We start from the raw sequence: 12,964 nt of genomic DNA on the forward strand, positions 1-12,964 counted from the left end.
CAGAAATAAACAAATGTCTCTCATAAAAACTCACTACGTTTTTTTATTGTTTTTTTATAGATACACATTCACCCAATAAAAACATTTTTTTACATTCACTAATTATTTAGAACAATTTAAAAAGAAAATCAATAAATATATTGAATCGAATTTCGTTCATGTGATAAGATATGGTTATATTGTTACTTTAACAATACATAGAGCGAATGAATTAGAAAATATGCAGTTGCATAGAACTTTCTAAACCCCACACGCAACATTTAGAGAGTGACATTCATTTTCTCAGTAACACCCATACCTTTCTGAAAAGAGTGAGTACATTAGACTTGCTCTTTTTGTCTGTTCAGTGATAAGGTTCATTTCTTATGTAGGGCCTTCGTTTACAATAAGACAACAAAAAAACAGGTAACTAAGCATGCCGCTTCTTACCTGTTTTTATATGCTAAAATGATAAAATCAAATTCTATCGCGCGAATGCCCTTTACGAAATTGATTTTAATTCTTCAATTAATTGAAAAAATTTTTCTTTGTTTCTTTCTTCTAATGTTTGATCGACTTCACGTAAAATTTGATCTCTTCTAAAATCTCGGATAGCCTTATTTAATACCATTTTAGCAAATATAGAATCGAGGATATCCATACGGATGGGCTGCGAGTCTGTCGGGTGCTTTTCGATATAAATCAACTCCTATCCTTTCCTCTATTATAACAAATTCTAGCAATGTATCAAAATTTCATGGGGATATGCGCTGTTGTGAAATAGCTTCGTATTCTGTTTCTAGCTCTTGAAGCGTAAGCTCATATAGCTGCTTGTTTCCTTTTTTATAAACCCCTGCATCCAGCAATAAATCAATCATTGATGTTTTTTTACATTGTATGTGAGAGTAAGCTTGTTTTGTCATCGTTACACCGCCTATTTTACACTTAAAAATGAAATGATTTCTCTAGCTTTCACGACCTTTCTTTATCATACGGCCCGTCCTTTAGCTTACTGTGAAGAAAATGTTAAATTTATGTAATAATGCATAAAAAGAGGCCGGGACATAACTAAATAAATCCAACCTAAAGACGAACAAATGAGATACATGAGCTGAACCACTTTTCCCGCAAGAGTCTTCTCCTTGCCCTTCAATCAACTGCTAGACGGGACGAAACAGATGAAGCTGTAGTCACCATAACAAAAAAAAACGAACCACTCATCAAACTAGTTGATCAATGGTTCGTTTTTCACTTGGGCTAAAATACTTTTCTCCCAGCCTGTTAGTTCTTCTATTAAAAATCAAAGTTGTCCGGATCTGGACCTACTCGGTGATTTTGGTTTAATTCATTAATTTTACTTACGTCTTCAGCATCCAATTCAAAATCAAATAACGATGAATTTTCAACAATACGATGTTCTTTTGTCGATTTTGGAATCGTTACAACTCCGTTTTGCAGATCCCATCGCAGAATAATTTGAGCAACTGATTTACCGTGTTTTTCAGCAATTCCTTTTAACACATCGTTATCTAGCAATTCTCCTTGCATAAGCGGAGACCATGCTTCTAGCTGAATATCATGCTTTTGACAAAAAGCATGCAGCTCTTTTTGCGTCAAACGAGGATGATACTCCACTTGGTTAATAACAGGCTTAACGTCTGTATCTTTCATTAAGTCTTCTAAATGATGAATTTGAAAATTACTTACGCCCACAGCTCTTACTTTTTCTTCTTTATAAAGCGTTTCTAATGCTTTCCACGCTGCTTTATACTTACCTTCTACCGGCCAGTGAATTAAGTATAGATCTAAATATTCTAAGCCAAGCTTTTGTAAGCTTGTTTCGTAAGCAGCCAGCGTCTCTTCATAGCCTAAATCTGCGTTCCAAACTTTTGATGTAACAAAAATATCTTCGCGTGAAAGACCTGCTTCTTTCAGACCTTGGCGAATTCCTTCTCCTACACCTTCTTCATTTCCATAAATAGCTGCCGTATCAATGCTGCGATAGCCTTTGACGATAGCTGTTTTCACCGCGTTTACTAATTCAGGCCCTTCTTCTACTTTAAAGACACCTAGTCCAAGCCAAGGCATTTTGACTCCGTTGTGAAGTGTTACTGTATCTTGCAAATGATTACTCATTATAAAAAACCCCCTGCTAATTTCTTTACATTTGTTATTATGAAACAGAAAAAAAGAAAAAGATAGAACCCACTTTAAAGTAAGTTAGGCACTTCAAAGTTCTAAGGTAACTTTTTAGTAACCTTCTATTTTACTTAAAAACCGCTAAAAGAGATGAGACATCACGAAATAAATCCAATCTAACGATGAACAACTCGGATAAATAATCTGGACTGCTTTTTCCACCGCTGTTGATTTCCGTCCAAGGCTTCGCTTTCCGCGGGCGGGCGCTGAGCCTCCTCGTCGCTTGCGCTCCTGCTGGGTCTCATCCCTTCCCCTTTTCCCGCAGGAGTCTTCGCCTTGCCCTCCAATCAACCGCTAGAAGCACTTACCTACATGATGCCTACATTCACGATAATCATAAAAAAACACGAACTATCCATCAGTTTTCGATAGATAGTTCGTGTTTAACTTTAACTAAAATACTTTTGTCCCAGCCTCTTTCTATTTAACACTTACGTTCGTTGCTGAACTTGTATTTCCAGCGGCATCTTTTGCCGTCACAGCCAGCTTTACGCCTGCTTTTTGTTTTGGAATAGTTACTTTAAACTGCCCTTTGCTATCTGCTTTACCCGATGCGATCAGCTTTGTACCGCTTTTAATCGTAATCACGGCATTTGCTTCCGTTTTTCCGGAGATAAAGGTGGACAAAGACGTAACGGCATTCACTGCCGGAGGTGCCGGCGGGGTTGTGTCTTGTACTTTTACAATTTTATAAGGACTGTACCCTACTTTATTTTGCAAAACTGCCGTTACTTCTGTTCCTGCTTTTTGAGCAGGAATTTTCACGCTGAACTTGCCGTTTCCATCAATTTTTCCACTCGCAATAATTTTTCCGCCTACTTTAATATAAATAGACGCATTTTTTTCTCCTGTTCCCGTTACCGCTGTACTTTTTTCAGTAAGCGTATTAACGGTTGGAAGCGCTGGTTTTGTCTGCGCGGCACTGACTGTTACAAACGTGTTGGAGCTGTAGTTATTGGCTGCATCTTTTGCAATAACAACTAATTTTGTAGAAGCAGGCTGCTTTGGAATGGTGATGCTGAACGTTCCATCCGATTTTGCATTTCCTTTGCCAATTACTTTTTTGTCAATTTTCACATGCACTTCTGCGCCCGCTTCTGTGCTTCCCGTTACGACTGTATCTTGATTGCTTACAGCGTTTACTTTTGGTGTAACGGGTGCTGTTTTATCCTGCACGGTTACGGTTACAGCTGGACTTACCCCCGCTGTGTTTCCAGCCGTTACAGACAGTTTGCTTCCTGCTTTTTGTTTTGCAATCGAGATGCTGTATGTTCCTTTAGCATCCGCTTTACCAGCTGCAAGCTGAAGACTTCCGTTTTTAACGATGACCGTCGCATTTGCTTCTGCTGTACCCGTAACGGCTGTACTTCGATCACTCACTTCATTAACTGTCGGTCTTACCGGAGCTTTTTGCTTTGCTGTAACGATTACAGTCGATGCAGAGCTGTTATTTCCTGCTGCATCTTTTGCTTGTACGCTTAGCTTTGTATTCGCTTTTTGCAGAGAAATGGCAACAGAAAACGCTCCGTTTGCACCTGCTTTAGCCGTTCCCACAGTTGTTGTTCCCACTTTTACAGTAACCGTCGCATTTGCTTCTGCTGTACCTGTAACTTTTGTATCTTGATCACTTACTGCGTTTACTTTTGGCGCAGCTGGTGCCGTTTTATCCTGTACGGTTACCGCAGTGGCTGAACTTGTTCCACCTGCATTTTGAGCCGTTACAGACAGCGTGCTTCCTGCTTTTTGTTTCGCAATTGAGATGCTGTATGTTCCTTTAGCATCCGCTTTACCAGCTGCAAGCTGAAGACTTCCGTTTTTAACGATGACCGTCGCATTTGCTTCAGCCGTTCCTTTAAGCATTGTGTCTTGATCACTTACTGCATTTACTTTTGGTGCAAGCGGTGCTTTTAACGTAGATTTAACCGCAAAAGAAGGCGCTTGACTTTCGTTCCCTGCTTTATCTTTTGCACTTACCGCTATTGTTGTTCCACCTATTTGTACTGGAATTGAAACAGTAAATGTACCGTTACCATCCGCTACTGCAGAGAACGTTGCATCGCCTGCTTTTACCGTCACGGCGGCGTTTGCTTCTGTTACGCCTGTTACGGTCGTATCTTGGTCACTTACTTCATTTACAATTGGAACAGAAGGCGGCGTTTGATCCGTTACGGTCACTACTGTGGCCGTGCTTTCATTTTCAGCTGCATCTTTAGACGTTACCGATACTTTTGTATCTGCTTCCTGCTCGGCAATCGTAATTGCAAATTTTCCAGCTTCGTCAGCAAGACCCGTTCCAATTACTTCATTTTCCACTTTTGCAATAACAGAAGCATTTGGTTCTGTCACGCCCGTAAGCGATGTTTCGCTGTCTCCTAGTGCATTAACTGAAGGTGCATCAGGCGCAACCGTATCTTTCGGTGGTTCTTGCTCCTGCTCTTTTCGCGGATATTTAGTTGTATAAAAACTTAAAAGAGTAGTTGTTGGATAATAAAAATCTAAAATTTCACGATAGTCTTTTCCTACGCTTGCCATTTTTTGAGCACCGTATTGACTCATTCCAACACCGTGTCCATTTCCTTTACCATTAAAAGTTGTTGATATGCTTGTTTCATTTGTTTCCGTTACAAGCAGACTAAGCATCGCACGGCTGTTTAACATCGATTTTAGCTTCGTCGATGTTAAATCCGTTAATTCCAAATGATGAACCACTAGTTTTTGCGAACTGTCTACATCTCCTTTAACGAGGTAGTCCACTGTAATCGCACCTTTAGTCACACGGCCTCCTGATGAAGGAGCATAAAAACTCACCTTTGGAATAGACGTAATTTTAATCGTTTTACCAGGATGCTTATTGGCTACTAACCATGACTTCAAATTATCCGTAACGGTTTTATCTTTTTCAGAAACCGTATTCCACCAAGCGCTATAGTTAGCTAAATCTTTTCCTGTTAAATCAATTTGCGTTTTTTGAATAGCTAACGTCCACGGCGTCTGCTTATCGTATGGATCTTCTTTCACCGGGAAATAAGAAAGCTGAGTTCCTCCCCAAGCATTGCTGTTTGATTCGGTTCTCCCACCGTTGCTTGATGAGAAAACGGCGTTGATTAATCTATTGTTGTATGTGACTACTTGTCCAAATGTCTCATCTACTGCTTTGTTTGTGCTGTCGTACCACGTATAGCCACCGTATACTTGATAGCTTACCGTGTCATTGATTACTTTTCCTGCATAGCTCATTGCGTATGTTCTCGCTGCTACTGCCTGAGTTTTTAAGGCTTGCAGATTCCAAGATGTATAGACTTCATTTGGCACAACGCCTTTTAAATAGTCTTCAATCGGAAGCGTATTAACAGGTCTGACGTACGTTCCTTTTTCATTTGTAAACGCAACGTCCCCTAAGTACTGTCTGCCGTTAATAGATATGGGATTTTTATAAAGAGACGGTGTAATTTCAAAGCTTGTAAAATCACCTAATACAGTGCTTCCTTGTTTTAGAGTGACACCTTGAGTTGTTGCTGTTACCGTATACTCTGTATTTGCCTTTAAGACCAAATCCGAGTTTTTAATAGTGTATAAATAAGACGGCTTAATTGTAATTGCATGATGATCTCCTAAATAGTTTACTAATTTTACAGACACAACTGGTTCTACCGTTTCAGCTTTCACGCTAGCAAGCGGCGTGAATTGAAACAGCAGTACGCTTAGTACTAAAGCAAATGCCGTTAACTTTCTCATCTTGTTCCCCCATTTTCATGTACTGTCTAACGCATTTTAATATCACTCGTTATATCGACATAGTTTTATAAAAATTAAAGCATTTTACCTAGTTTTCTTTTCTGCTCGTCCATTTTTTTGTCGAAAAAACGCTTCTTTATATCATATGAACGACAAAAAAAACGTGTGACATAAATCAATTGATTTAGTCACACGCTTTTATAGGTCTTTTCACCTTTTATTTTTTCATTTCTTCATATGCCGCTACACCATCTGCAATATGATTCATCAGCTTTGTAAGGTAAGCCTGATCAGACAGGTTCCGGTCTTCTTCTGGATTCGTCATATATCCCAGTTCAACTAGCGTTACAGGTACAGTCGACCAGTTAAATCCTGAAAGATCACTGCGATAGCGAATGCCGTCTGCTTCGACAAACTGATCTTTTTTCACCTCTGTCAGAATAGCTTGAGATGCCTGCAGACTGCTTTGATAAATAGACTTTGTATAGGAATTATCTTCTGCAGGAGTAAGCACAGAAAATCCTTTTACAGAAGCATTTTCAGAACCATCTGCATGTATACGTACGTGCAGATCAGCTTTTGAATTATTCGCAAGCTCCGCTCGTTCCCGGTTGCTGATATCTACATTATCAGAACTCCGAGTAAGCTTTACGGTTATGCCTTTTTCTTCGAGCAGCTGTTTTAATATCATAGAAGCTTCCAACGTCAGCTTGTATTCGGGCTTCTTGGTCACTACGCCTGATGTGCCTCCGGAAACTTTTATTTTTGTTTCTGCTGATCCCGGTCCGATTGGCTCTTTCTCCAGGTTAGCCTGAGATTGATGACCAGGGTCAATGTAGACTAAAAAAGAAGGAGGATCCGCTTTTTCAGGCATGTTGTTTTTTACATTTTTCACTTCATTACCTGCTTCATGAGGCTGTACTGCTTGGAACTGTGAGATGGGCTGCTTCACTCTTTCTCCCTGCGCATGAGCTTTTGGTACATTTCCGCTAACGACGGCTTTCTCTGTTTGACCTTTCATCATAAAGAAAAATGAGAGTACTGCTACTATTGCAACAATACCTATTCCATAACTCCATACTAAGCGCTTCATCTTCGCTCACCAAACTTTCGAATAGAGTGGGATATTCCTTATGTTAAAGTACAAAATGTGTTAACGTTATTATCTCATAGAATATGGATTTTTTTGTATAAAACGTTAAAAATAATATTGGCAATATGTTATGTATATGCAAACAAAAAACAACACTACATGATGTAGTGTTGTTTTCCAAAAAAATGACGGATGGTTAAATCCGTTTTGCACCAATATAACGTGCTTTCCAGTAGCTGTTGCTAAGAGATGTAATCGTCACGCCTTTAGACGTAGAAGCTTGAAGAAACTGATTATTTCCTAAGTACACGCCTACATGTGAAGGACCTTTTTTATACGTTTGAAAGAAAACTAAATCTCCTTTTTGAAGCTTTGCTTTTGAAACGCTTGTCCCTACTCGATACATTTGTTCCGTTGTGCGCGGAAGTGTTTTTCCAGCCTTTTTGAAAATGTATTGAATAAATCCCGAGCAGTCAAAACCTTTTGTTGTTGTGCCTCCCCATTTATAAGGAACACCCATTAATTTTTTACCAGTAGCAATAGCCGTGTCCTTGTATGAGTATGACGCTGCTTCTACTGTTTGAGCAGGTGCAATAAACGGACTGGCTCCGCTAAATAAGACTGCCGCTGCCGTTATAGACCCAATGATGGCTTTTTTCATTTTTCTCCTCCATTATGTAACCGAACGTTACGTTTCTATAGAACTTATTTTTCAATATGTTCGGTTTAATTATAATGAAAAAAGCCTCAAAAACTATTACGCTATGATTAAATAATGTTACAAAATGGTTACTAAGGTATTTTTATCTTTAGATATGTATAAAAGAGATTGAAACATACCTAAGTCAATCGAATCTACAGACGAATAAACGAGCTAGTATGAATCGCTTGTTACGCGGCAGTTGATTTCCGTGCAAGACTTCGCTTTCCGCGGGCGGCCGGTGAGCCTCCTCGTCACTTACGCTCCTGCGGGGTCTCACCTGTTCCGCTTTTCCCGCAGGAGTCTTCGTCTTGCCCTCCAATCACAAGCTAGAAGCAACTATAGAAATGAAACCTTCGTTCACTCTGCCAATAAAAAATCCGAACGAGTTGGATTCTCCATCAAGAATCTCCATTCATCGTTCGGATTTCCCTTCAATTAAAACACTTTTGTCCAGCCTCTTTTTCTTTTACTTTTCTTTTTGCTGTTTCAAAATTAAGTCCTGTTTCGCTTTAGCATCGTGATGCTGCGCTAATTCACGTGAAAATTCTTCATTTGCTTGATCCGGAGCAATTTTTAACTCTTTTGGTGTTTGAGGCAGTGACCCTTTGTTGTTATGTGATGATTTGTGATTATTTGCTCTTCCCATGTTGAGACCTCCTTGTATCAATCATTTGTTTTTCATCTTTAGTTACTATTCCCAATTTCCCAAAGCAAATTCAACCGAAAAAAGATTGAGACATAACTAAATAAATCCCATCTAAAGCCGGATAAATTGGATAAATGAGCTGGTATGGATCACTTGTTGCACGGCCGTTAATTTCCATACAAGATTTCGCTTTCCGCAGGAGCCTTCGCCTTGTTCTCCAATCAACAACTAGAAACAACTGCACAGATAAAATCTATATCAATATAAAAAAATCCGAACGAATAATCGTTCGGATCTTTCTTCAACTACAATGCTTTTGTCCCAGACTCCTTGTTGTTACGATACTTTTTTTGTTACTTCGTTAATATAAGCTTCCTTGTCTTTATCGTTAAATTGCCCTTCCCACTTCGAAATGACAATCGCACCAAGTGAGTTTCCAATTACGTTTACCGCTGTACGTCCCATATCTAACAAACGATCGATTCCAGCGATAAATGCAAGCCCTTCTACCGGAAGTCCTACAGATCCAAGCGTTGCAAGCAGTACAACAAACGATACGCCTGGAACTCCTGCAATTCCTTTAGATGTAACCATTAAAATTAATATCAGTGAAATTTGCTGTGTGATGCTCATATCAATACCGTACATTTGCGCGATAAAAATCGCAGCAAGCGCTTGATAAAGAGTAGATCCGTCTAAGTTAAACGAATATCCCGTCGGAATAACAAAAGATGTAATTGCTTTAGGACATCCGAACTTTTCCATTTTCGCAATAATACGCGGCAATACTGTTTCTGAACTTGCAGTTGAAAATGCTAACAGCAATTCATCTTTTAGCACTTTTAATAAGTGGAAGATGTTAACGCCAGCCCATTTAGCTACAAGTCCTAGCACAACTAACACAAAGAAAATCATTGTGCCGTAAGCAACAATTACAAGCTTACTAAGCGGAATCAGAGACGCTAGTCCAAATTTTGATACGGTTACACCGATTAATGCAAATACGCCAAACGGTGCAAACTTCATAACCAAATTCGTTACCCAAAACATCGCTTCTGCCGTGCCTTCAAAGAATCTTAAAACCGGCTTGCCTTTTTCACCGATTGATGCAATTCCAAGTCCAAATAGGACCGAGAAGAAAATAATTGGCAGCATGTCTCCTGCAGCAATTGACTCAAATACATTCGTTGGAACGATGTGAACAAATGTTTCTACAAATCCTTTTTGCTCTGTAGCTTCTGCCGTTGATGTGTAGCTGCTGATATCTGATTTTTCAAGACCGCTGCGGTCCACACCAGTACCAGGGTGAAGCAAGTTAGCTGCTAATAAGCCTACAACAATCGCAACCGTTGTAATGATTTCAAAGTAAAGAATTGTTTTTCCGCCTAATTTACCAAGCTTCTTAATATCACCAACACCCGCAACGCCCACAATGATACTAGATATAACAATCGGCACCACGATCATTTTAATTAAATGAATGAATACGTCTCCAATTGGCTGCAGCACTTCAACTGCTTTAGGATTTCCGTAAAAAATAGCCCCTACAATAATACCTGCAATCAAACCAATTAGAATTTGTCCTGCTAATCCAAGCTTTTTGAACATATCTTTGCACCTTCCTTCTTTTTTCTAACAGCTCAAAGCTGTTTATTTGCACTTAATGTATTCAACAGATACAATTCAATTAAGAACTGTTTATTAAGTAGTTCTTTTATTCATAAGATTACATTATCATAGGCATCACAAAATCTAACAAAAACCTACTGAAACTAACAAAAAGTTTTTAGAAAATTACAAAATGAAAACGCTGTAGTTTTTTTACTACAGCGTTTGTTTGACTTCATAATAGAGCATTTGAATAAATTTTTTTACGTTTATACGACTCGGAGTGCTGCTTTTTCCCGTGCCTTTTTCTATATCTCTCATGCGCTGATGCACCATTGAAAAATCGAAAAACTTAGAAGCATAATTTTCAAATTTAGGATTAAAGAAGTCAACCATACCAAGAGAGGTCAAATGATTTAAAGACTGATAAATAGCTCTTCTTACTCGCTGCTCGGCTGCTTTCATTTCTTTTTGCAGCACGTCTTCTGAAAAAGATGAACCAAGCTTTCTCACGGTAATTTTCTCAAAAATTTCTTTGAGAGAAGGAAAATGCTGTTCATACATCGTGCTTTTTTCCGTTTGATGCAAGTAATTGATGATTTCAATCAAATCTTTACTTCCGCTTTCTCCTAAAATCCCAAGTTCTCTTAAAAGAAACCTGCACGCTTCTGCCGGATCGCTTTCTTTTTTACCAAAAGAAGGCGTTTTTTGCTGATTTCCTACATTAAGTACGGTATTTAACGATTCTTGAATTTTCTCCATTGATTGTTGAACATGAATTCGTTCAATTACTTTTTGAATGACCATGAGTACTTCCATACGATTAAGCGGCTTCGTGATATAGTATTCAATGCCAAGCGAGTAGGCTTTTCCAATCAAATCTTTCGTTTCTACCTGTGACATCATAATAATTTTCCCTTTAAAACTATCCTTTATTTTGCGCACGGTTTCGATTCCATCTTGAACCGGCATTAATAAATCAATAAATAAAATATCGATCTGCTGCAATAAAGAAACTTGATCGTTTAACACGATCCCGTCTTCTCCTTCTCCTATAACCTCCCCTAGATCGTTATCTTCAATAATTTCTGCTAACATTGAACGAAAGACTTCGTCATCATCTATGATATAAAATCGCATATTAGTCCTTATCCCCCATTAACGTAGAAATAGGTAAATCTATAGCAAATTGAACACCGGGGCTTGGAGACAGATTAACAAATTGAATATTCCCTCCCAGCTGCTCGGTCATTTGCTTAACGTAGACAAGCCCAAGACCCGTAGAAGGCGTTCCGTCCTTTGCATATTTGGATGTAAATCCCGCTTTAAAAATGAGACGTTCATGCCTTTTTTTCACTCCGGGACCGCTGTCTCTTACATACAATAAAATGCGGTCTTCTTCTCGACATACATCGATAATAATCGCGCCTTCTTTTTCAATCGCTTCGACCGCATTCGTTACTAGGTTATTGATTAATGATAAAAACAAGTACACGTGATAGCGAGGATGCTCTCCTAAAATCGAATATGAAAAATGAATATCTTTTGCTAACATCGCCGCATATTTTTCGTTGCTGCGCATCACGATTTGAAGCAGACTTTCAATTTCCATATACTCAGAAAACTCTTCTTTTGTAATAACCTTGGACAGTCCTGCTGATATCCGCTGGTTGTCTTTTTTTATATCATGTACTTCTCCTGCAATTTGTAATGCTTTTTGGCTAAAATCGTGCAGTGAAGTAAGCTGGTGGATATCCGCTTCGTGTAATTCTTCATACAAATCATAAGACTTTTTCGTAATTCTCTCAGCGTCCTGCAGCGTTTTTTTCAAATGAATGGATTCCTCATATAAATTTGAAAGCACAACAAGCAGCTGATCATTTTTTTGAGAGATTTGTCGTTCTCTCAGCTGCCCCTCGTAAAGTTTGATCATACTAAATAGGCATAAAACAAAGAAACTTCGAAAGACGCCTACAATAAAAATCTGCATGAACTCTGGAAACACAATATGATGATGAACCATTACATACATACAAAGCAATTCCATCCCGCCTGAAACCGTTTCGATGATGATGCTCCATATGCCAATAATCCAAGGCTTTGAATGAAAATCGTTAATTTTAAACCACGAAAAAGAAATGGCATAAACGAGATAATAAATCCCCGCTGAACACCTGATCTGCAAAGAATGCAGAAAATCAAATGATTCGTAGCTATACCAGTCAAGGTACATCCGAAAGCCCACTATAGCACTCGCAACTAAAATACCTGGTATTACAGGAGATACCTTTCTTAAAAGCAGCAGTGAAAAGAAAAAAATGGGCACAGCAAAGCTAACTCTATACGTATCATGAAAAGGATAATATTTAAGCTCTCCTGCTAGCGGCACAACGACTATCATCACCAGAATGAGTAAAACATCTTTTTTTACTACCGTATCAACTTTCATCGTTCACTTCCTGCACTTTTTGAACATAAGTATATAGTTTAGCAATCTAAAAGACAATCGCTCTTCTCTATATTTTTTTACATTCCTACTTCCATTTATAAATATAGCCCATATATAAACAGTTATTTATTCTCTTTCATTATTCTCTGTAGTTTTTTAGATTTTCTTGTTTTATTTTGTAATTTTTGTTGTATAGTAGAAGTACCTTTTAAAATGTGAGGCTGTATCACAACTATTCAATTATTATTACATCACCTGATAGCTACACTAAAAAGGAAAACTATTATTTTATAGGGGGAGCTTATTTTACAATGTGGATCATTACCGTTTACTCGAAAAACCAAAGTCCGACTATGTTTGAATTTGAATCAGAGGTAGAGGCGAAAAAGACGTTTCAGGAGATTAAAGGGTGTAAGATCCTATCGGAAGTTATTTACTATAACGACCGAGTTCCCGCTTTAGCGTAAATCAGTTGATGTAGGAAATTTTACAAATTACCGGTTAAAAGCCACGTAAAGAGCCAAAGGATGGTCCTATTCCTTTGGCTCTTTA

Annotated in this window: 12 protein-coding genes; 1 reads left to right on the forward strand and 11 read right to left on the reverse strand. The window is 38.5% G+C overall.

The features are described 5' to 3' along the window. Positions 1–481: 481 nt before the first annotated feature. The 11 genes from ACFX4R_RS07810 to ACFX4R_RS07860 form a co-directional block, all read right to left on the reverse strand. The gene (locus ACFX4R_RS07810) at positions 482–685 is read right to left on the reverse strand and encodes an IDEAL domain-containing protein (protein WP_016766443.1); all 204 of its coding nucleotides are present in this window, start codon (positions 683–685) and stop codon (positions 482–484) included. A 49-nt stretch (positions 686–734) separates the two neighbouring features. Continuing rightward, positions 735–902, reverse strand: coding sequence for a Fur-regulated basic protein FbpA (locus tag ACFX4R_RS07815; RefSeq protein WP_075421395.1), 168 nt, complete (start codon positions 900–902; stop codon positions 735–737). Between the two features lie 370 nt (positions 903–1,272). Continuing rightward, positions 1,273–2,115: an aldo/keto reductase gene (locus ACFX4R_RS07820; protein ID WP_080781630.1), complete on the reverse strand. Its 843-nt coding sequence runs from the start codon at positions 2,113–2,115 to the stop codon at positions 1,273–1,275. Between the two features lie 144 nt (positions 2,116–2,259). After that, positions 2,260–2,469, reverse strand: a complete 210-nt coding sequence (locus ACFX4R_RS07825; protein WP_377569310.1) for a hypothetical protein — start codon at positions 2,467–2,469, stop codon at positions 2,260–2,262. 129 nt (positions 2,470–2,598) lie between these two features. Continuing rightward, positions 2,599–5,913, reverse strand: a complete 3,315-nt coding sequence (locus ACFX4R_RS07830; RefSeq protein WP_377569312.1) for an Ig-like domain-containing protein — start codon at positions 5,911–5,913, stop codon at positions 2,599–2,601. Between the two features lie 217 nt (positions 5,914–6,130). Continuing rightward, entirely contained in the window at positions 6,131–7,006 is an 876-nt protein-coding gene (locus tag ACFX4R_RS07835; protein ID WP_162213726.1) for an N-acetylmuramoyl-L-alanine amidase family protein, read from the reverse strand. A 196-nt stretch (positions 7,007–7,202) separates the two neighbouring features. Further along, complete coding sequence (locus tag ACFX4R_RS07840; protein ID WP_016766438.1) at positions 7,203–7,667, reverse strand: C40 family peptidase; 465 nt, start codon at positions 7,665–7,667, stop codon at positions 7,203–7,205. A 508-nt stretch (positions 7,668–8,175) separates the two neighbouring features. Further along, entirely contained in the window at positions 8,176–8,355 is a 180-nt protein-coding gene (locus tag ACFX4R_RS07845) for a YfhD family protein (protein WP_013055768.1), read from the reverse strand. A 336-nt stretch (positions 8,356–8,691) separates the two neighbouring features. Beyond that, a complete protein-coding gene (locus tag ACFX4R_RS07850) occupies positions 8,692–9,963 on the reverse strand; it encodes a cation:dicarboxylate symporter family transporter (protein ID WP_028407730.1) in 1,272 nt (423 codons plus the stop codon). 216 nt (positions 9,964–10,179) lie between these two features. After that, on the reverse strand, positions 10,180–11,103 hold the full coding sequence (locus ACFX4R_RS07855; RefSeq protein WP_043979980.1) for a response regulator: 924 nt from the start codon (positions 11,101–11,103) through the stop codon (positions 10,180–10,182). A 1-nt stretch (position 11,104) separates the two neighbouring features. Beyond that, entirely contained in the window at positions 11,105–12,412 is a 1,308-nt protein-coding gene (locus tag ACFX4R_RS07860; RefSeq protein WP_237074585.1) for a sensor histidine kinase, read from the reverse strand. A gap of 311 nt (positions 12,413–12,723) precedes the next feature. On the opposite strand from ACFX4R_RS07860, the gene ACFX4R_RS07865 reads away from it, so the two are divergent. After that, on the forward strand, positions 12,724–12,879 hold the full coding sequence (locus ACFX4R_RS07865; RefSeq protein ID WP_013055763.1) for a hypothetical protein: 156 nt from the start codon (positions 12,724–12,726) through the stop codon (positions 12,877–12,879). Positions 12,880–12,964 lie beyond the last annotated feature (85 nt).

Source organism: Priestia sp. YIM B13490 (assembly GCF_042787735.1).
Lineage (GTDB): Bacteria > Bacillota > Bacilli > Bacillales > Bacillaceae_H > Priestia > Priestia megaterium.

Bases quoted from the DNA above. Each gene is read 5' to 3' on its own strand.
- ACFX4R_RS07815 (WP_075421395.1), bottom strand. From the start codon at position 902: ATGACAAAACAAGCTTACTCTCACATACAATGTAAAAAAACATCAATG.
- ACFX4R_RS07820 (WP_080781630.1), bottom strand. From the start codon at position 2,115: ATGAGTAATCATTTGCAAGATACAGTAACACTTCACAACGGAGTCAAA.
- ACFX4R_RS07830 (WP_377569312.1), bottom strand. From the start codon at position 5,913: ATGAGAAAGTTAACGGCATTTGCTTTAGTACTAAGCGTACTGCTGTTT.
- ACFX4R_RS07835 (WP_162213726.1), bottom strand. From the start codon at position 7,006: ATGAAGCGCTTAGTATGGAGTTATGGAATAGGTATTGTTGCAATAGTA.
- ACFX4R_RS07840 (WP_016766438.1), bottom strand. From the start codon at position 7,667: ATGAAAAAAGCCATCATTGGGTCTATAACGGCAGCGGCAGTCTTATTT.
- ACFX4R_RS07845 (WP_013055768.1), bottom strand. From the start codon at position 8,355: ATGGGAAGAGCAAATAATCACAAATCATCACATAACAACAAAGGGTCA.
- ACFX4R_RS07850 (WP_028407730.1), bottom strand. From the start codon at position 9,963: ATGTTCAAAAAGCTTGGATTAGCAGGACAAATTCTAATTGGTTTGATT.
- ACFX4R_RS07855 (WP_043979980.1), bottom strand. From the start codon at position 11,103: ATGCGATTTTATATCATAGATGATGACGAAGTCTTTCGTTCAATGTTA.
- ACFX4R_RS07860 (WP_237074585.1), bottom strand. From the start codon at position 12,412: ATGAAAGTTGATACGGTAGTAAAAAAAGATGTTTTACTCATTCTGGTG.
- ACFX4R_RS07865 (WP_013055763.1), top strand. From the start codon at position 12,724: ATGTGGATCATTACCGTTTACTCGAAAAACCAAAGTCCGACTATGTTT.